The organism is Microcoleus sp. F4-D5, from assembly GCF_036704885.1.
Classification (GTDB): Bacteria; Cyanobacteriota; Cyanobacteriia; order Cyanobacteriales; family Microcoleaceae; genus Microcoleus.
The window spans coordinates 18,966-38,217 of the sequence record NZ_JAUBSX010000017.1 but is presented as its reverse complement, the minus strand read 5'-3'; the positions used below and the strand labels follow the sequence as shown (position 1 = coordinate 38,217).

Below are 19,252 nucleotides of genomic sequence, written 5' to 3'. Positions count from 1 at the left end.
TCGCGACAAGCAGATTACAGAGTACGATCGGGGATACTGCTCCTATCGCGAAACTGGCGGCTGCAAAACTTCAGCCTCCTTTGCTATTTCCATTTCCTCCAAAACCGGCTCTAAAACTGGAGGAGGAATCGGTACTTCTTCAACTACCTGATGCTTTTCCAAAGTCAAGCGAGACTGCGACGAACCCGACAATCTTTTCAACAATTTCGGTGTCGGATCGTACAGCAAATAAATAATTCGATCGCCTGCTTGCCAAATCTGGGTCGCCGACACTACTTGCAAGTACCCCTGCCTTTCCAGCAGCAGCGGTGCCAACTCCCCGGCTTGAACCAAAGCTTGCAAGTGAGCAATCTGAAACTGCAACCCCTCGCTTTTTAACTCAGTTTCCCCCAACTTTACTTCGCCGTCGCTCAAATATTTGTTCCAATCCTTCAGCGACAAATCGGAGACAAAAGCTTGATTGATTTTAGCCTGATTTGCAGGCGTATTTGCTTGCGGATCTTTGGGGAATATTGCCAAAACTCTCGGCGGTGCAAACTCTTCGGCCGCTCGCTGAGCTAACACTAAGTTTACCTCTCCGTTGTTAGTCATTGCCAGAAAAGTTCCCATCGAATCAAGTCCGGCTTCTTCTAACACGCTGTGGTCGAGAGCACTGCTCAAAAACACTCGCAAACCTTCTCGTTCTGCTTGTGCGCAAGCTTCCGGGTTTGTGTCGATAATTGCCACAGATTCTCCGCGTTCTTGAAACAAGCGAGCAATTAATCTGCTTAAAGGATTTGATCCCACAATTGCTGCACCGGTTACAGATTTTGAGGTGATGCCCAAAAGTTGAGCTATCCATCCGGCGGTTAATCCCTGCACGAAAACTGTCATAATAATTGTTAGGAAAACTAAGGCTTTAATCGAGTCGCCGCCGTTGATTCCCCGCTGGGTGAGCAAAATTGCAAATAAAGATGCGATCGACGCTGAGACAATTCCCCTCGGCGCTACCCAACAAACAAATAATTTCTGCCGCCAATTCAGTCCGCTGTTCCAAGTACACAACCAAACATTGATCGGCCGGACTATCCACATTAAAGCTAAAACTGTAAACAAACTTCCCCAACCGAGGGCAACCACACTAGCGAGGGATAAATCGGCCGCCAGCAGCACGAACAGCACAGAAATAGCAAGGACTGTAAGTTGACCTTTAAACCTCCTCAGCAGCCTTTCTTCAGGGACAGCAGCGGTTTTGAGGACGATGCCGGAGAGGACTGTTGCCATCAGTCCCGATTCGCTGCGGATTTCTTCTGCTAAGCCGAAAAATCCCCACAAACCTGCTAAAACGACTAAGTTTTTGAGGTCTTCTGAGAGAAATTGCGATCGCTTGAGAATGAATCCCAGCAACCAACCGCCTGCTACTCCGACGACTGCGCCAACGAAAAGCCGCACGATTAAATCTCGGAACAAAACCAGCAAATCAGGATTGCCGTTTAAAATAATATTCAGCACCAATACCGCCAGAATTGCTCCGACAGGATCGATTAAAACGCCTTCAGCTTCTAGCAAGGCGGCAACTTTTTTGTCAACGGATACTTGTTTGAGCAAAGGGCCGATTACTGTCGGGCCTGTGACCACTACTAGAGAAGCATACAGAAATGCGATCGGCCAGGGAAATTCCCCCAACCAGTGTGCGGCCATTCCGCCGCCAATTAGCGTAATTAAAGTGCCTACCGTAACTAAATTGCGGATGCTGCCGGAAACTTTGCCCAAATCTCGCAATTCCAAATTCAAGCCGCCTTCAAACAGAATTAACGCTACGCACAGCGATACCATAACTTCCAAACCGCTGCCCAACAGATTTGGGTGCAGCACTCCCAAGCCGTCTGGGCCGGCTAAAATGCCGAAGAGCAACAAAAATACGATCGCCGGAACTTTCAGATAAGCTGCCAGAACTTGAGCGCTGATACCGCAGGTGACGGTCATGACCATCAACAGGGTGATGTTAAAGGGGATTTCCATAGATACAATTGTTACAGGCTGCCCGCTTAGTTTTCAATGTTCGATCGCGGGTAATTTGAGTGCAGGCGCTATATTCGGCGCAGCTTACAAACTCGGCAGGGCCTTGGATTTTTGCGAATAAGATTAAAAAACCTTGATATTGGCTACAACTTTATCAGATAATTCTCTTAGCGTCAAAGATTGGAGCAGCCCCTTCAGAAGGTAGAAGCTATAAGGCTCAAAGGTGAAGACTTTTAGGCTCAAGAGTAAAATCTCAATTACCAATTACAAATTACCAATCTGTACCTCACGCAAATGAGATTCGTTTGTATTGAGGACTTTGTTCCTCAAATTTTTTATGAGGAATCAAATCTTCAATACAAACCTTACAAGAGTTATTTTACCGGAGGAAATATTACTTTCCGTCACGGCTGGCAGTCTGCCACCTGCGAAAAAACTCCGAGAGAATTGCCGGGGAAATTCGCCCTTCCAGCCAATCTAAAGCCTGGTTTTGGTTTGGTGCGGCCCGATAAAATTTGCACGCATCTATCAGCCGAATCGGAGAATTAGTGACAATAGATTGAGAGCGCCATTTTTGTGCAAACTCGGTAAGAATAGCCGGAGAAATTTGTTTTTGCAGCCAATCTAAAGCTTGGTCTTGTTGTGCTAAACCGCGATAAAATTTGCCGACATCTATCAATCGCAAATTAGTGTCTGGAGGCAAGGCAGTTGCCCGCCATTTTTGAGCAAATTCCCCTAAAACAGAGGGAGGAACCTGACTTTGCAGCCAAATTAAGGCAGTATCTTGGCTAGCCTTAGCTTGATAAGACGAGAATAGCTGAGTCAGCCGCACGTCTGATATGGGAGGGGGAGTGGGAGTGGGAGTGGGAGTGGGAGTGGGAGTCGGCCGGGGGGTGGGTGTCGGGGCTGGAGGGGGGACAACTACTTTGGGAGATTTTCGCATCAAAGCGGCCCAGGTTTTGATGCCTGCAATGCCGTCTGGATTGAGACCTTGAGATTTCTGAAACGAGATGAGCGCCGCTGTGGTGGTGGCTCCAAATTTACCGTCCATCGCGCCTTGATAGAAACCTTTGATTCTTAATTCTCTCTGGATGTCTGCAACTTTATAACTTACGGCGCCTTCTCGGACGCTTTCATAAATATTGGTGTCTACATTGCCCGAGACGCCGGAGACGCTGCCGGTGTCGCTGTACTGCCAAAAAGTCCAAGTTTTCCAGCCACCGGGCACCCAAGGTTTCTCAGCACTGGTATAGTGAGCAATCCACAGCGGGTAATCGGCAAACCGTTTTGTCCCCAAGTTGTCCCAGAAAGCTGGGTAGGTGTAGATAATCGGTCGCATCAAGGTGGCTTTTTCGACTGCTTCTAACCAAATTGCGGCTCGATCGCACAATTGATCTGCACTCAAACCGCCTGTAGTTTCCAAATCCAAGACGGCCGGCAAATCCCCCGCTTCGAGTTTTACGGTTTTCAAGAACAAATCTATTTGTCCTTGAACGCTGCTGGCAGGTCGAAAAAAGTGGTAAGCACCGCGTTGAATCCCCGCCGCTTTCATAGCTGCCCAATTGCGGGCAAAAGTTTGGGCAACGAAAGTTGCACCCTCCGTCGATTTGACAAAAGCGAAGACTATGCCTCCCCGGGCAACTGCTTGCCAATTGACATTGGGCTGGTAGTCGGAAACATCTATACCGCGAATACTCATATTACGGAGAGTTGAGAAAAGCTGGTTTGGTCTGAAGCAGCGACTCGATTAAGGGTACATTTAATTGTAATGCTAAGTCGCTAATTGTTTTTTTTTGCAGGGGAGATTGTGCAAGTGAACTTCGATCGAATAGAGCCCGGTCCAGGTCAAGAGTCTGTTTGGGATTACCCGCGTCCCCCTCGCCTTGAGCAATCGACCAAACACGTACAGATAATTTTTAATGGAGTGACGATCGCCGATACGCGCCACCCTCAGCGAGTATTGGAGACAAGCCACCCTCCTGTCTACTATATCTGCCCCGAGGACATTCAAATGGAATATTTGCACAAAACTTTACGGGGCTCTTGGTGTGAGTGGAAGGGACAAGCCGGTTATTACACTGTGGCGGTAGAGTCAAAAGAAGCAGTAAATGCTGCTTGGTTTTATCCCAATCCCAATCAGGTTTTTGCAGCTATTAAAGATTATGTGGCTTTTTATCCGAGCAAGATGGATGCCTGTTATGTGGACGGGGAATTAGTGCAATCTCAACCAGGGGATTTTTACGGCGGCTGGATTACCAAAGATATTGTCGGCCCGTTTAAGGGAGGGCCAGGAACGTGGGGGTGGTGAGGGAAGGTTGAGTTTTGAGTTTTGAGTTGAGGACAGGGGCAGACACCGCGTTTTTTTACGCAAAATCTCGTTACAGCCTCGACCCCGGTTTAACAACCAGGTTTTTTGAGTTTTTGTGCGCCGCGAATGAGTTGAGGACTCGTGCAGAAACTGGTTTTTTTTACGGCGCAAAAAACCAAGAGTAAAAAATTCAGTAATATTTTAATAAATCTATAATTGAGTGAGGATGAATCAACGCAAAGCAATGCAGGCAGGGCATAAACTAACGCAGGAGCTTACTTCCCTAAATATATAGTGTAGTTAAAAATACAGCCCCTGGGAATAAATACTTATAAGTTAATAGTTTAGACTAGGTTTGTTGCTTTATTATTTATTCGGGTCTGCGCTGTGTCTGTTGAATTTATCGCGCCATCTAACTCGCCAGAAAAACCACCTGAAAATTTATCTTTAGAGTCTACTCTTAAGGATCTGGCTGTATTCAATTTTCAGGTTGACTCCTCATATCTTGCCAAAGAAGTAGCCCGGTTTTTTCAATCTTACCCGCTGCTTCCGGGAGTTATCTTGACCGTAAATGGGGAATTTTTAGGGATGATATCGCGTCGGCGATTTATGGAACGCATGAGCCGCCCTTACGGAGTAGATATATTTGCTTGCAGACCGATTATAGCCTTGTATCAAATAGCTCAAACCGATGTTTTGATTTTACCAGGAGTAACCTTAATTGTCTTGGCAGCTCAGCGAGCCATGCAGCGACCGCCTGAACTAATTTACGAGCCAATTGTTGTACAGTTAGAACCTCAAGTTTACCGATTGTTAGACGTGCATCAAGTGTGGGTAGCTTTATCCCAAATTCACCAACAAGCTACTTGGTTTCTAAGCGAACTTTATTACAACTTATCGCTCACGCAATCCCAGCTAGAAGCAGCTAATTCTCAATTAAGAGCAGCTAATAGCGAACTGTATCGCCTTGCCAACTTAGATGGCTTAACTCAGGTTGCCAACCGTCACTGTTTTAACGAATACTTAGAGAAAAAATGGCAAGAATTGGGAGAAGCAGCAGCAGAAATATCTTTGATTTTATGCGATGTTGACTTTTTCAAGAAATACAACGATACTTACGGACATCAGGCAGGAGATGCTTGCTTGCAGCAGGTTGCCCAAGCTATTTTGGCTGCGGTAAATTACTCAACAGGCGAAGTTTCGGGCGAGACTCTGGTAGCCCGTTACGGAGGCGAAGAATTTGCAATAATTTTGCCTCGGACTTCGCCTGAAATAGCTGTCTGGATTGCAGAGAAAATTCGAGTGTGGATTAAAGAACTAGAAATCGAACACATTAATTCGGAGGTGTGTTCTCGCGTGACGCTGAGTTTGGGGGTAGCGAGTACGTTTCCTCGATCGTCCGCAACACAAAAAAACTTGATTGCAGCGGCAGACCGCGCGCTTTATCAAGCTAAAGACAAAGGGCGCGATCGAGTGATTTTAGATTTGAGATTTTAGATTTTAGATTGGAAAAAGCGATCGACGGATTTATCCGTGGGGTTGTTTAATGGTTTCCATCACAGATTGTCTGGCAAGCCCTCGAGTGATTTTAGATTTTAGATTTTAGATTTTAGATTGGAAAAAGCGATCCGCAGATTTATCCGTGGGGTTGTTTAATGGTTTCCATCACAGATTGTCTGGCAAATCGCCGATCGACCTCCCGATGCTAGCCAGCAATTTCTCCAAAGCTTTCATCTGCTTGACGGTGAACGTCGGCACATTCTTCCCCAACTCCCAACGGCTGATTGTTTGCGACGAAATGCCAAGCTCTCGCGCCAAATCTTCCTGGCTCATCTCCAGTTCTTCCCTGAGCTTCTTCAAATGCGACTCTTCATTTTCTGGTCGCGGAACGGGCTTTTTCGGCATAACCTCGATCGCACATTTTTTATATAAGATGCTTAAGCATCTTAACTAAACAATAAATTGATTAGACAATTTTGGAAAGGAGCATGAATCGATCATGCCTTACAAACAGCATCTGAATTCCTAGGTTATTGTTCGCCAGCTTCCCAATTGACAATAGAAGCGTCGTGAGTCGGATTTGGACAAGTATTTAGCTTAAAGGTGTGCAATACTGCGTAAAAATGTTATCGGGCGATCGTCCCGCGCCTACAAAGACTCGCACCAAGCACGCTCCGCCGTCCAGTGTCTGTCCGAAGATTCGTAAATCCTCAATCCATCCAACCCGGCATTTTGCATCATCTCCTCAACTTCATCCAGCGTAAATGCTGCTTGCAGCGAATCGCTGAATAACTGTTTCTGATGCGCGTTGCAATCTCCCGCATACAGCTTGACTAAATTATCCCTGATTTCCGCTTTTTCCGGCCGCAGCAAATCCCGCAAAAAAATTGCTCCCTGCGGCTTCAACACCCGCTTGACTTCCTGCAAAAACGGCAGCGGATCGGGCAAATGGTGGATAATGCTGTTGGAAATCACCATGTCAAAATAACTGTCAGGGTAAGGCATTGCCTTAGCATCAATTAATTCCAGACTAATTTGCGATCGCGCGCCCGCCTTTTCCACATTTTGGGCCCCGACTTGCAGCATATTTGCCGACAAATCGATGCCAGTCAATTTCCAGGCTGGCCGGAGTTGACAAAGGGCGATCGGAATTCTCGCCGTACCCGTCCCCGCATCCAAAACGTTTCCAAAAACCGGCCCCAACGCCGCAGCACTCTGAGCAAAAGCAGCATTAACCTCAGTAAAGTCCATCGAATCGTATTCGATCGCCTCTTCCAAGGAATCCATCACTTCCGGTTCCAAAACTCGCTGCATAAAATTTATCTCGTTCTCTGGCATTTCCATATAGGGGTTCAGTTTCGCCTGCAAAAGCTCGACTAACTCCGGTTCCATATATTCGTAATTGTCCGGGATTTGCAGGCAAATAACTTTCTTGCCTTCGAGACTTTCGGGAAATTTGCTGCGAAGTCGATCGCCGTGCTTCTTCTCCATCACAAATATCAAATCCGCCCAACCGACAAGACCCTCAGTTACTCTAATTCTTGCACCTTTTTCCGTTCCAGCCGATCGCACGCTGTAGCCGCTAACCTTCTGGCATATTTTCTCGGCAGTCAAACTCCTCCACTTATTCTGACTGCACACAAACAATATCTTGATTTTATCCATTCAGACACAATTACAAAATTCTATGTTTATCGTGGCACTGGCGTCCCGCCTGTGCTTCCGAAGCGGTTAAAAATTTCCTTCTAAATTTCCCGCCGATCGCACCTTACATACCACAACTACTGTATTTTGTCAAATTCGGCAAAATCTCCTTTACAATTCTTAAACCATAAAATGCGGATTTTGCATAAACAATTGTACTTATTACATTTGAAGAGTTTGCTAATTTTATGAATTAAGTAGGTTTCAGCGTCCAAAAGTTAAATTAGTCATAATGCCCCTGGATTGTGAAAATCGTACCACAAGCCTCAAAGCAAGTAAATAGGTAAAATAATTGAGAATGAAGTCAATAATTTCGGTTGTCTTTAGATTTTCTTAAGATTTGAGGGGTCAAAATAGATCGAACATTTAAAACTAAATCGACTTTTAGATTGTTTTTGCTTATTAAAGTAACTGGAATTGCCCCGAAGACCGATCGACCCTCAAAAATAGATACAGATGCTCGATCGCACAATGGCATCAAACCAAACTCGATCGAACTCTGCTAGAATTAATAAAACGAAGTCGTTATGAGTTTGAATTAACAGCTATGACCGAACAAACCGTAGAAAACCTAGTAATTATCGGCTCAGGACCGGCAGGCTACACAGCAGCAATCTACGCCGGGAGAGCAAACCTGAAACCCATAGTCTTTGAAGGCTACCAAACGGGAGGCATCCCCGGCGGTCAACTGATGACAACCACAGAAGTCGAAAACTTCCCCGGCTTTCCCGAAGGCATCACCGGGCCGGAACTCATGGATCGGATGAAAGCTCAAGCAGTGCGCTGGGGTGCCGAATTATACACAGAAGATGTAATTTCGGTGGATTTGACCAAGCGTCCGTTTACAGTGCGATCGGAAGACAGAGAAATCAAAACCCACACGATAGTAATCGCTACAGGCGCGACGGCGAAAAGGCTGGGGCTGCCTAGCGAACACGTATTTTGGAGTCACGGCATTTCTGCCTGTGCGATTTGCGACGGCGCTACCCCAATTTTTAAAGGAGTAGAATTAGCTGTAATCGGCGCGGGCGACACAGCAGCGGAAGAATCTATTTATTTGACAAAATACGGCTCTCACGTACACATGCTGGTGCGGCGCGATCGAATGCGCGCCAGCAAAGCCATGCAAGACCGAGTGCTGAACAATCCCAAAATAACCGTGCACTGGAACACCGAAGCAGTGGATATTTTGGGCGAAGCGGGCAGCAAAATGGACGGGGTGAAAATTAGAAATATCCAGACCGGCGCCGAGAGCGATTTGCCGGTGAAAGGATTGTTTTACGCGATCGGTCACACTCCCAACACTCAACTGTTCCAAGGTCAGTTAGAACTCGACGAAGTAGGCTATATCGTTACCAAACACGGTTCGGTAGAAACCAGCGTCGAGGGAGTTTACGCCGTCGGCGACGTGCAAGACCACGAGTTTCGCCAAGCCATCACTGCGGCCGGCAGCGGCTGTATGGGGGCGATGCTGGCAGAACGTTGGCTGTCGTCGAACGATTTAACGCAGGAATTCCATCAAACTGAGGAATCCGAGCAACCCGCAGCAGCGCCGGAAGCTCAAAAAGTACGCAAAACCAGCGAGAACTTTGATATCAAAGACACGCGCCACGAAGGAGGTTATGCTTTGCGGAAGTTGTTCCACGATAGCGATCGACTGATTGTAGTCAAATATGCCTCTCCGACTTGCGGCCCTTGCCACAGCCTCAAGCCAATTTTGAGCAAAGTAGTAGATGAGTTCGAGGGCAAAATCCACTATGTGGAAATCGACATTGAAGAAGATCCAGAAATTGCTGAAAATGCTGGCGTAATCGGTACGCCGACGATTCAATATTTCAAAAACAAAGATTTGGTGGCTGAGCTCAAAGGAGTTAAGCCAAAAAGCCAGTACCGCGAGTTAATTGCCAGTAATGTGTAGGACAATCGATCGATTTTAGATTTGAGGTTCGCCAAGGGAGATTTAACCTAAACTCGACTTGCCTCCCGCCTGCCAAAAACACGGTTTCTCCCCTGTACGAAACTAACGCGCAGGGAAGAAATCGTTTTTTTTAGCCGCATCCCTCGAAAAAACCCGGTTTGTCGCGAGTGTTTGGCGAATGAGAAAAAGGATTTTTGACTGTTCCGGGTTTTTTCGCCTGAGTGCTACTAAAATCGAAAAGTCTTATATAGGTCGATCGTCATTATGGCTCAAAGCCGCCTCCGACTACCGCGATTTCTCAACAGTGCCTCACCGTCAAGCCTGTCAATGAAAATGATGTGGGCAGGTTTGACAATAACTGCCGTGTTTGTATTGGTAGCCGCTTTGTCTCCAGCTATGCAAGCTTGGGGATGGCTGCAAAATCCTACTGATGCTTTGATTAACCCCATCCACGAACCGCCGTCGGCGAATTATTGGTTCGGTACTACCCGCAGCGGCTACGACGTGTTTTCTCGCACGCTGTTTGCTTCCCGGGCGGCTTGGCAAGTAGTAATTTTAGCCACTGCTTTGAGTTTGTTTATCGGTGTGCCGCTGGGTTTGGTTAGCGGTTATTTGGGCGGCAAGCTCGATCGAGTGCTGTTATTTTTAATGGATACAATTTACACTTTGCCGGGGTTGCTGCTTTCTCTCACGCTAGCGTTTGTAGTGGGAAAAGGAGTTTTGAATGCGGCGATCGCCCTGAGTATTTCCTACATCCCTCAATACTACCGCGTAGTCAGGAATCACACCGTCAGCGTCAAAACCGAATTGTTTGTCGAAGCTGCCCGAGCAATGGGTGCTGACACTTGGACAGTGCTTTCGCGCTATCTGTTTCTGAATGTGATTCAGAGCGTACCGGTGCTGTTTGCGCTCAACGCTGCAGATGCAATTTTAACATTAGGAGGTTTGGGATTTCTGGGATTAGGACTTCCCGAAGCAACTCCCGAATGGGGACACGACTTGCGTTTAGCTTTAGATGCACTACCTACTGGCATTTGGTGGACGGCTTTGTTTCCCGGTTTGGCGATGACTTTAATGGTGGTGGGATTATCTTTGGTGGGAGAAGGATTAAACGAGTTTGTTAACCCTCGGCTGCGGAATCAGCAGTAATTTGTCTCGCGGTCAAATTAAGTTCGCAGTCAGGACTTTAGTCTTTATTCACCAACATAAACAAAATGAAGTTCTGATTGCAAACACGCCCTATAAAGAAATGGTAATATCTGCCAGGTTAATTACTAAATCTTTCTGTCATCAAGGTTAATTATGTTTAATAAACTTTTTTTGTAGTCCACTTATATACAGGTAGCGGAATTTTTTTTGATAGCTTCATTTCCTAACGGTCAATCCAGATCATTTAAACCAGACTAGAGGAGAAAGACCGGATAGGCGATTTCTGAGGACACGCTCTAAATAAACTTAACACAATTTTTAGCGATCGCACTAGCGTCCTACCCCTCCACATCTTTAAGCGCATTCTGCAGCTTATGCCTGGGAGCATCTCATCTTTGTAAAAATACTTCTTTTGGCTCCTTCCTTTTTCCTCTGTCCTTGCAGCAAGAGAGCCTCAAAACCCCAATTTCTAGCTTGGATGCTTTCATTGAGATGATCCCTTATGCCTTCTCCAACAATAATAACCACATCGCTAATGGGGTAAATTTTCCTTCCATTAGGGATTTATCGTCTGTCAGCAGTTGCAGCAACGCCCCTGTGCTTGTTGTTGCGCCTGCTGGAAATTATCAAGACAATTCGGGAATGCTACCTAAAATTGATGGAAGGAATTTATTGAATCTTTACACTGTCACGATATTTTAAAGGAATTGTGAAGTTATACTTCCGGAAGATGCCAAATTGTGTTGCTTGTGAGAGAGTGCGATCGCGCAAGTGCGAGCCGAAAGCCAACAAATTTTAGAGCAGTCGGCAGCCGGGAGTTGCGCACCGGGTTAACTGTCAGTAGAATTTATCCGGGTGGTTTTTGCTGCTGACGCGACAAACTCGTGTCAAACTGCTTAAATAAGAAAGTGACGTTAAGAACTTAATGTGATTTAACGTCAAAATTAAACCCAATTTCTGAGATTTGAGCTAACTTAACAATGAAAGCCCCTGTTGCACTACTAAACCCGCAACGCTTCATTTGGGGTCATCGTCGGTCTCTAATCCAGAGTTGCCGGCTTTACAACTAAAGCTACGAGCTTTATTCAATCGCAGATTTCGTATGATTCAATTCAGGGAAACAGGGTAAAGATGGGTGCATCTACACGAATTGTATTGGTCTCAATTCCGGCAAGTCAAAAATTGTCTGCTAACTGTCTGGCCAACTACGTCGCAGCCGTTCACCCAGATACGCGCAGAAAACAGCGCCGTTCGATCGTGCCAAAGTTTTTGCTGGGCATTCTCAGGATTTAGCAGAGCCGGAAATGAGTTAGTATTGTCAAGCTAAGCTGACAAAGTTTTCCTAGTTCTTGACAAAAAACGGAAAACAACTTCCATTTTTTGTGAGAAAGGCTACAATCGGAAAGGTCTTTGCAAGATCCGATTCTCACCCTTAGGTACTTCGACCATCTGTTGTTCATTTGAGGCAGCAGACCCGCATCCAAGGTGGCGAAAATTTGCCGTGCAACTGTGATGTCTGACAACCAGAGTGAAAGCAGCAGGCGAATCAAAAGTTCGACACCTCAAACACAAAAGTTAGAGGGTTCAGTGCCGGAAAACTTGTACGGGTAAAAGCTCGAAGTACCGAGTAAAAAAGCCACTATTTTTGAAGGTGCGATCGCTCGCATCTCTGGGTTCGCTTCTCAGGGCAAGGTATCGCAGATGATGCGGTAACTCGCTGCGAAAGAAAAAGCCCCACGCTCAATTCGAGGTCGCGACGTTCAAGTCAGCGATTAATTCAAGGCGCTCGCTCATTCAAACCAGAACTCAAACTTTGACTCGTAAAACTGGTGCAGTTTCGGTAACAGATTCAGTTAGCAGACCGAAAATCCCACTATTTTTTGCTGCGGGAATGCCAATATTGGCTAACTTGTCTAAACTACAAACAGACACTATTCCACTGTTATTTATTCTTCAATTCAGGAGCATGAGGAAGGCGGCATGATCCAGGCTAACACCGTACTCGAAACCACACTTAAACCCGAAATGGAAACAATCGAGTTGCTTAGGAACGCCGAAAGCGTTCTACCAGAGAACGAGTTGGAACTCTTCATCGACGAAGAAGACGATCGAGAAGATTTTCTAGACTCTCAATCTGAGGAGGACGACACTAAATCTGGCAAAGGCGTCAAAGCCCGCCGTCGGGCTCAGGCAAAGAAAAAGCATTATACAGAAGACTCTATTCGTCTTTACCTCCAAGAAATCGGTCGGATTCGGCTGCTGCGAGCCGATGAAGAGATCGAGCTGGCTCGCAAGATTGCAGATTTGCTGGAATTAGAGCGCGTTCGAGAACAACTGCTCGAAGAGTTAGACCGCGAGCCCAAGGACAACGAATGGGCTAATGCTGTAGATATGGCACTACCTGCATTCCGTCACCGACTCCACGTCGGTCGGCGGGCAAAGGAGAAAATGGTGCAATCAAACCTGCGTTTGGTGGTGTCGATCGCCAAAAAATACATGAATCGCGGTTTGTCTTTCCAAGATTTGATTCAGGAAGGCTCTTTGGGTCTGATCCGGGCCGCTGAAAAATTCGATCACGAAAAAGGCTACAAGTTTTCTACCTACGCAACTTGGTGGATACGTCAAGCCATTACTCGGGCAATTGCCGACCAATCCCGGACTATCCGCTTGCCGGTTCACCTTTACGAAACCATCTCGCGGATCAAAAAAACTACCAAACTCCTGTCTCAGGAAATGGGTCGCAAGCCTACGGAAGAAGAAATTGCTACGCGCATGGAGATGACGATCGAGAAGTTGCGGTTCATTGCTAAATCCGCACAGTTGCCAATCTCTTTAGAAACTCCGATCGGCAAAGAGGAAGACTCGCGTCTGGGAGACTTTATTGAATCTGACGGAGAAACACCAGAAGATCAAGTCTCAAAAAACTTGCTCAGGGAAGACTTGGAAAGCGTTTTGGATACTCTCAGCCCCCGAGAACGGGATGTACTGCGGCTGCGCTACGGCTTAGATGACGGACGGATGAAGACCTTGGAGGAAATTGGTCAAATCTTTAACGTCACTCGCGAGCGGATCCGCCAAATCGAGGCTAAAGCCCTTCGCAAGTTGCGCCATCCCAACCGCAACAGCATCTTAAAGGAATATATCCGCTAGAGTAATTTTCTAGCATCACCCAAAAGAGTGATTCGCACTCTGTTTTTTGGGGGGGAGACCCCCCGCCCCGGTTTCAGCTATAGCTGTTAAAGTTTGTGCTTCTAACCGGACGGAGCAAGTGGTTATTTGCTGCCCAAATTGCGCTGTCAAAATTTAGGGAGTCCGTTAGGGAACTCCCAGGCTTTGCAGTGTCACAAAAGTCTTAACTAGAAAATTACATCAGGCCCCAAAAGTGAAGCAGGCCTTGACCGGAAACCAATTCTATGATGACAGCGGCAGAAAAACCAATCATCGCCAAACGACCGTTCCAATTTTCGGCTCCTTCGCTGAAGCCCCAGTTCCAAGCGTTGCGTTTTGGTTCTTGCATAGTGCCAACTCCTTCCGTTAACTTTTGTAAGGCTTATATAAATTAATATAACAAAGACTTGAAAAAAGTGCAAAATTGTGAGAAGGGGATAGGTGACAGCGGTCGATCGAGCTTGATGATTTTACCTAACAGGAAAAATAGCCAACTCGGTATCGGGGTCGAACAAGTGAATCTTGTCATGGGCAATGGCCAGCCACAGTTCCTCGCCAACTCGGATCGATCGCTCAGGAGGAACCCGCACTTGCATCCGCACGGACGGAGCATCCGTCAAACCGACCCGCAAATAAGTTTCGTGTCCCAAAGCCTCTACAATTTCCACTTGTACCGAAAGATTTTTGGTAGCAGGAGGGTGAATGCTCAGATGTTCCGGCCGAATGCCCAAAATTAGCCCTCGCCCGTCATATTGTTGTAGACTTTTTGCCCAAATATCCGGTAAAGTAAAGCGAAATTGGGGGTGAGAAATCAACAGCGGAGCACTAAATTGCACCGACAAAAAATTCATCGGCGGAGAACCGATAAACTCAGCAACAAACAAATTAGCCGGCTTGTTGTAAAGCTCTAGAGGTTGAGCTACTTGCTGAAGCTGACCTCTATTCATAATAGCAATCCGATCGCCCATAGTCATCGCCTCAGTTTGGTCGTGAGTTACATAAATAGTTGTAGTTCCCAACTGTCGCTGCAACTGCACAATTTGCGATCTAGTTTCCGCCCTCAATTTCGCATCAAGATTCGATAGCGGTTCGTCCATCAAAAACACCTCAGGATTTCGAGCCATCGCCCTACCCAAAGCTACCCGCTGCTTTTGCCCTCCCGAAAGTTGTTTCGGCAAGCGATTTAAAAGAGATTCTATTTGCAATAATTCAGCTACCTTCAGGACTCGTTCTCCTACTGCCTTTTCTCGTTCCGATAAATAGCGCAAGCCCGGAGGCAGCTTGCGAGTTACTCCTCCTAAAAAGTCCTCAAACAAAAGATAAGCTAGATTAGTCTTAAAAGAATTAGAAGCTAAATAATTAATAACCTCTTCTACCTTCTTCCTAATTTTTTCTCCCTTCTGGATTTTTCCTTCTTCTCCTTGGATATTCCCCCTTTTCGCTTCTACTTTCTTCCCTCTTTCTGCTTCCTGCTTCTTTCTTTCTGCTTCCTGCTTCCTTCTTTCTTCTTCTTTCTCCCTTTCAGAGCGGCGCAATCCAAAGGCGAGATTATCGTAAACTGTTAAATGAGGATAGAGAGCATAATTTTGAAATACCATAGCGATATTTCGGTCTTTAGGAGGTAAATCGTTAACCACCCGATCGCCAACCCAAATATTGCCGGCAGTCAAAACTTCCAAACCGGCGATCGAGCGCAGCAAAGTGCTTTTTCCGCAGCCCGAAGGTCCCACCAGCACCATAAATTCCCCATCTTCGACCGTCAGGTTAATACGACGCAAAACGCTGTTAGACGAAGGGCTATCGGCCGCAGGCGAGACACTTTCTGCGACCCTGTTTGCTTCTTTTTCCTGTTCTCCTTGGCGGAGCGGAAAACTTTTGTAGATATTTTCTAATACAACTTGCGCCATCAAACAATTTTAGATTTTAGATTTTAGATTTTAGATTGGGGAATTGGAGGCAGATCCTTTGGGTCTGTATTCCCAGGCTCTGCCTGGGAATAACGCTGAATGAGGAAAGGAATTGGATGTATACGCTCGAAGGCAACAAAGGCAAGCTTTAAATTGACTCACAGCGAATAATGACACAATGAATGACTCATGACCCATCACCAATGACTAATGACTATAGACTGCTGATAACTTTGATAATTTTTTCACCCGGATTGAGGTCAAAAACTCGATCGCCCGCAGCATCTTTCCCCCAAAAAGCTATAGCATCAATAGCCGATCGCAGCAGGCGGCCAGAATTAGTAAAAAGTTTGACATCCGTACCCGGAACAGCCGGCAGCAAGCCAACTAAAGCATCTTTAGGCTCTGCGAAGCGAAAAGCTTGAGTGCCAATTTCACCTCGGTTAGTAAGTCTGACAGAACCTGCAGGCATTCGTTTTGCCCAACCCAACTCCGAAAATAGTACCAGACTGTCGTCCGGGTCGAGAGTGATGCAACCCACCAACTCTTCCTGCTTCCGCAACCTGGTTACTTGAGAGCCCTGGGCCGCGCGGCCCATTGGCGGCAGTTGTTCGTCATCAATCTCAAACCGGAGGACTCGGCCTCCTGAAGTTGCGATCGCCACTTGCTCGCCGACTTTAGCCAGACTCGCACAGCGCAGCCGATCGTCCTCCTTGAGTTTAACAACAGTAACGCCGCGATTAGTCAAATCAGCAAATTCCTGCATCGGCAAGCGCTTAATTTTCCCTTGCTGAGTCAGAGTTACTAAATCTGCCGCTTCCGAATTTTCCGGCAAAATAAAGTGTGCGACTGTGATTTCCGACAAAGCGCGACCGGCACTTTCTTTAGTAGCACTCGGCGACAACAAACTAACGATCGGCGTTCCCCGGTCTTTGGCGCTACTACTAGGAATATCGGCCACTTTCAGCGGGTAAGCTTTGCCGTTAGGAGTTAAGATGACCAAAGTGCGATCGGTTTTTGTCAGCTTTGCGGTAACAATAAAATCTTCATTTTTTTCTAAAGCTGAAACCGATTTTTCGCGACTTTTCGAGCGAGGTCGTTCGCCAGCTGGCAAGCGCCGCACGTACTGCTTGTGGGAAAATTCAACAATAGTTTCCTCTGCCTCTAGAACGGGCAATAAGTTAGGCTGAATCGTTGCCGGCGACAACTGCTTCACCGCAGAATTTTTCTTACCAGAAAATTGCGGTTCGGCGTTGGCTGCGCGTCCGGTTCCATTGGCGAATTTAGTGCGGCGGGGGTCAGCGTACTTGCGTTTGAGCGATCGAAATTCCTTCTTTAAAGCCTTCAAAAGTTCGCGCCGGTCGCTCAACAACCGCTGCAATTCTTGAATATTAGCCATCAACTCATCAAACTCAGACTGCAAATTTTGCCTTTCCAAACCAGTCAGCCTGCGCATCGGCATCGCCAAAATAGCATCAGCTTGACTTTCGCTCAAATTGAGGCGAACTTGCAAAGTTTGCTTAGCAGTAGTGCCGTCAGGAGAATTTCTGAGAATGTCGATCGCTGTATCGAGATTTGTCAAAGCCAAGATTAAGCCTTCGACAATATGACAGCGGCGTTCCGCAGCCTGCAACTCGTAACTGTAGCGGCGGGTAAGAGTCACTTCCCGGAAATCCAGAAATTCCTGCAACAATTGTCTCAGCGTCAACTGTCGCGGTTGACCGTTAACAATTGCCAGCAAAATCGCGCCAAAATTTGTTTGCAGGTCAGTTTGTTGGTAAAGGCGAGCCAGAACCGCTTCTGGGGTAAATTCCCGCTTGAGTTCAACCACAACTCGAATGCCTTCGCGATCGCTCTCGTCACGCAAATCAGAAATACCGTCGATCCGGCCGGAATTGACCAACTCCGCCACCTTTTCAATCCAAGCCGCCTTATTTACCTGAAACGGAAACTCCGTCACCACGATCGCCGTTTTAGTGCGCACCTTGCGATTACCTGGCACCTCTTCCACCCCGGCTACACCCCTGACCGCAATGCTGCCTCGACCCTTAGTGTAGGCGTCAACAATGCCCTCTGTAGCGACGATTTCCCCTCCAGTGGGAAAATCAGGACCCGGAATCAGTTCTATCAACTTCTCGTCGGATAGTTCAGGGTTTTCAATCAAAGCGATTAAACCGTCTACCACCTCGCCCAAATTGTGCGGCGGGATATTAGTTGCCATCCCCACAGCAATGCCAGCACAGCCGTTGAGTAACAGAAACGGCAACTGAGCAGGCAGCGCCGTCGGTTCCTGCTGCGAACTGTCAAAGTTACCAGTAAAATCAACAGTTGCCTCGCCGACTTGGGTTAGCATAGCTTCGTGGGCGATCGGTGCCAGCCGAGTTTCCGTATACCGCATAGCAGCAGCCGGGTCATTGTCCACCGAACCGAAATTGCCGTGACCCGCCAGCAAAGGATAGCGGCTCGAAAACTCCTGAACCATGCGTACCAGAGCGTCGTAAACCGATTGGTCGCCGTGGGGGTGATATTTTCCCAAAACATCTCCAACTACCCGGGCGCACTTGCGGTAAGGTCGGTCTGGCGTCAGACCGAGTTCGTGCATCGCGTACAAAATTCGACGGTGAACCGGTTTTAAACCGTCGCGGACATCAGGCAAAGCTCGCCCGACGATCACACTCATGGCATATTCGAGGTAGGATTGCTGCATCTCGGCGTGCAGAGGCGTAGAAATTACTTGCCCGGAAAGTAGGTTGAGTTGTTTAGCCATGAGTCCTTGTGTCCGTTAATTCCTGAGTGAAGACAGCCTCGGTCAATAGTGCTGAGGTTGCCTGTCTCGAGTGAAAAGCGTTTGCCGCAGGCAAACCGAAAGTCCGACAAAACCGCCCAGCGGGAGGATAAAAATAAACTTAATTACTGAAAGCAGAATCAGAGTGCCGAAGACGGGCAACACTTGCCTCTTACTCTCCACTCTTACCCTAACCTCTATGTTGCCTTCATTTGTGCCTACCTGTTTATTTACCTTCAGCCGTGAGTAAGGTTGATTCACAGCCCTGCTTTTCCTTATAATCGCTCACAAATGCCGATCCTTAAAAATTCAGCAGTCAAAAGCTCTCCTCGCCAGAGGGAGAGTCAGACCGCACCTCGATCGACGGAAGCCTAGATCTTTTGAGCCGTCTCGATGCTCAAAACTGAGAATTGGGAATCCCCCAAAATCCCCTGCTATATTCGCTACTCCGAATGCAGCAGCGGGAGTATATAAATAAACATTGCTTTATTCTAAGAGCATGAAAGAAAATAATTGTCACACATCCCGGACTCCAAGCCAGAGGCTTGACCGAAAGAGAGGATACTAGAAACCTATTACCTGGGAATCTTTAGCCTCTAGCAGTGTCAGGTCTCCTTCTAAAAAACAACTAAACTGTCTGTGTGTAGTAGTCTAAATGATGGTACTGGATGCTTCAGGGCATCTGTACACCCTCTTACGGCTAGTACCTCAAGGATATAAATACGGGTTTTGCAGGGTTCCCGGCTGATGGCGCTAAAAACTCTGCATTTTTGACGGGGAATCTAGTCCCCGTGCCGTGTTCTTCTTTGGAC

15 protein-coding genes are annotated in these 19,252 nt (G+C 47.0%); 6 read left to right on the top strand and 9 right to left on the bottom strand.

Annotated elements, in window-relative coordinates; genetic code table 11:
• Positions 1-42 precede the first annotated feature (42 nt).
• Both QUA80_RS10710 and QUA80_RS10705 read right to left on the bottom strand, forming a co-directional pair.
• Positions 43-2,001 carry a cation:proton antiporter domain-containing protein gene (locus tag QUA80_RS10710; protein WP_333423947.1) on the bottom strand — a complete coding sequence of 653 codons (1,959 nt, stop codon included), beginning with the start codon at positions 1,999-2,001 and terminating at the stop codon, positions 43-45.
• A 394-nt stretch (positions 2,002-2,395) separates the two neighbouring features.
• The gene (locus QUA80_RS10705; protein WP_333423945.1) at positions 2,396-3,700 is read right to left on the bottom strand and encodes a GH25 family lysozyme; all 1,305 of its coding nucleotides are present in this window, start codon (positions 3,698-3,700) and stop codon (positions 2,396-2,398) included.
• Between the two features lie 114 nt (positions 3,701-3,814).
• On the opposite strand from QUA80_RS10705, the gene QUA80_RS10700 reads away from it, so the two are divergent.
• Positions 3,815-4,309 carry a DUF427 domain-containing protein gene (locus tag QUA80_RS10700; protein ID WP_333423944.1) on the top strand — a complete coding sequence of 165 codons (495 nt, stop codon included), beginning with the start codon at positions 3,815-3,817 and terminating at the stop codon, positions 4,307-4,309.
• A gap of 387 nt (positions 4,310-4,696) precedes the next feature.
• The gene (locus tag QUA80_RS10695; RefSeq protein WP_333423942.1) at positions 4,697-5,806 is read left to right on the top strand and encodes a diguanylate cyclase; all 1,110 of its coding nucleotides are present in this window, start codon (positions 4,697-4,699) and stop codon (positions 5,804-5,806) included.
• A gap of 168 nt (positions 5,807-5,974) precedes the next feature.
• Here QUA80_RS10695 and QUA80_RS10690 read toward each other — a convergent pair whose 3' ends face one another.
• Complete coding sequence (locus tag QUA80_RS10690) at positions 5,975-6,214, bottom strand: helix-turn-helix transcriptional regulator (RefSeq protein WP_333423940.1); 240 nt, start codon at positions 6,212-6,214, stop codon at positions 5,975-5,977.
• Positions 6,215-6,457: 243 nt separating this feature from the next.
• A complete protein-coding gene (locus tag QUA80_RS10685; protein ID WP_333423938.1) occupies positions 6,458-7,474 on the bottom strand; it encodes a methyltransferase domain-containing protein in 1,017 nt (338 codons plus the stop codon).
• 586 nt (positions 7,475-8,060) lie between these two features.
• On the opposite strand from QUA80_RS10685, the gene trxB reads away from it, so the two are divergent.
• From trxB to QUA80_RS10670, 3 genes are all read left to right on the top strand, one after another.
• Positions 8,061-9,431 (top strand): thioredoxin-disulfide reductase, encoded by a 1,371-nt coding sequence (trxB, locus tag QUA80_RS10680; RefSeq protein WP_333423937.1) that lies wholly within the window; start codon positions 8,061-8,063, stop codon positions 9,429-9,431.
• Positions 9,432-9,695: 264 nt separating this feature from the next.
• Positions 9,696-10,580 carry an ABC transporter permease gene (locus QUA80_RS10675; protein ID WP_333423935.1) on the top strand — a complete coding sequence of 295 codons (885 nt, stop codon included), beginning with the start codon at positions 9,696-9,698 and terminating at the stop codon, positions 10,578-10,580.
• 1,131 nt (positions 10,581-11,711) lie between these two features.
• Positions 11,712-11,873, top strand: a complete 162-nt coding sequence (locus tag QUA80_RS10670) for a hypothetical protein (protein ID WP_333241355.1) — start codon at positions 11,712-11,714, stop codon at positions 11,871-11,873.
• Between the two features lie 513 nt (positions 11,874-12,386).
• Here QUA80_RS10670 and QUA80_RS10665 read toward each other — a convergent pair.
• Complete coding sequence (locus tag QUA80_RS10665) at positions 12,387-12,512, bottom strand: hypothetical protein (RefSeq protein WP_333343549.1); 126 nt, start codon at positions 12,510-12,512, stop codon at positions 12,387-12,389.
• Positions 12,513-12,560: 48 nt separating this feature from the next.
• On the opposite strand from QUA80_RS10665, the gene rpoD reads away from it, so the two are divergent.
• Positions 12,561-13,730 carry an RNA polymerase sigma factor RpoD gene (gene rpoD, locus QUA80_RS10660; RefSeq protein WP_333241354.1) on the top strand — a complete coding sequence of 390 codons (1,170 nt, stop codon included), beginning with the start codon at positions 12,561-12,563 and terminating at the stop codon, positions 13,728-13,730.
• 214 nt (positions 13,731-13,944) lie between these two features.
• Here the strand turns inward: rpoD and QUA80_RS10655 are convergent, their stop codons facing one another.
• The 4 genes from QUA80_RS10655 to QUA80_RS10640 all read right to left on the bottom strand — a co-directional run bounded on the left by QUA80_RS10655 (position 13,945) and on the right by QUA80_RS10640 (position 18,701).
• Complete coding sequence (locus QUA80_RS10655) at positions 13,945-14,097, bottom strand: chlorophyll A-B binding protein (RefSeq protein WP_333241353.1); 153 nt, start codon at positions 14,095-14,097, stop codon at positions 13,945-13,947.
• A 121-nt stretch (positions 14,098-14,218) separates the two neighbouring features.
• A complete protein-coding gene (locus QUA80_RS10650) occupies positions 14,219-15,655 on the bottom strand; it encodes an ABC transporter ATP-binding protein (protein ID WP_333423933.1) in 1,437 nt (478 codons plus the stop codon).
• A gap of 214 nt (positions 15,656-15,869) precedes the next feature.
• Positions 15,870-18,422 carry a DNA topoisomerase (ATP-hydrolyzing) gene (locus QUA80_RS10645; protein ID WP_333423931.1) on the bottom strand — a complete coding sequence of 851 codons (2,553 nt, stop codon included), beginning with the start codon at positions 18,420-18,422 and terminating at the stop codon, positions 15,870-15,872.
• Between the two features lie 42 nt (positions 18,423-18,464).
• Positions 18,465-18,701: a hypothetical protein gene (locus QUA80_RS10640; protein WP_333423929.1), complete on the bottom strand. Its 237-nt coding sequence runs from the start codon at positions 18,699-18,701 to the stop codon at positions 18,465-18,467.
• Positions 18,702-19,252 lie beyond the last annotated feature (551 nt).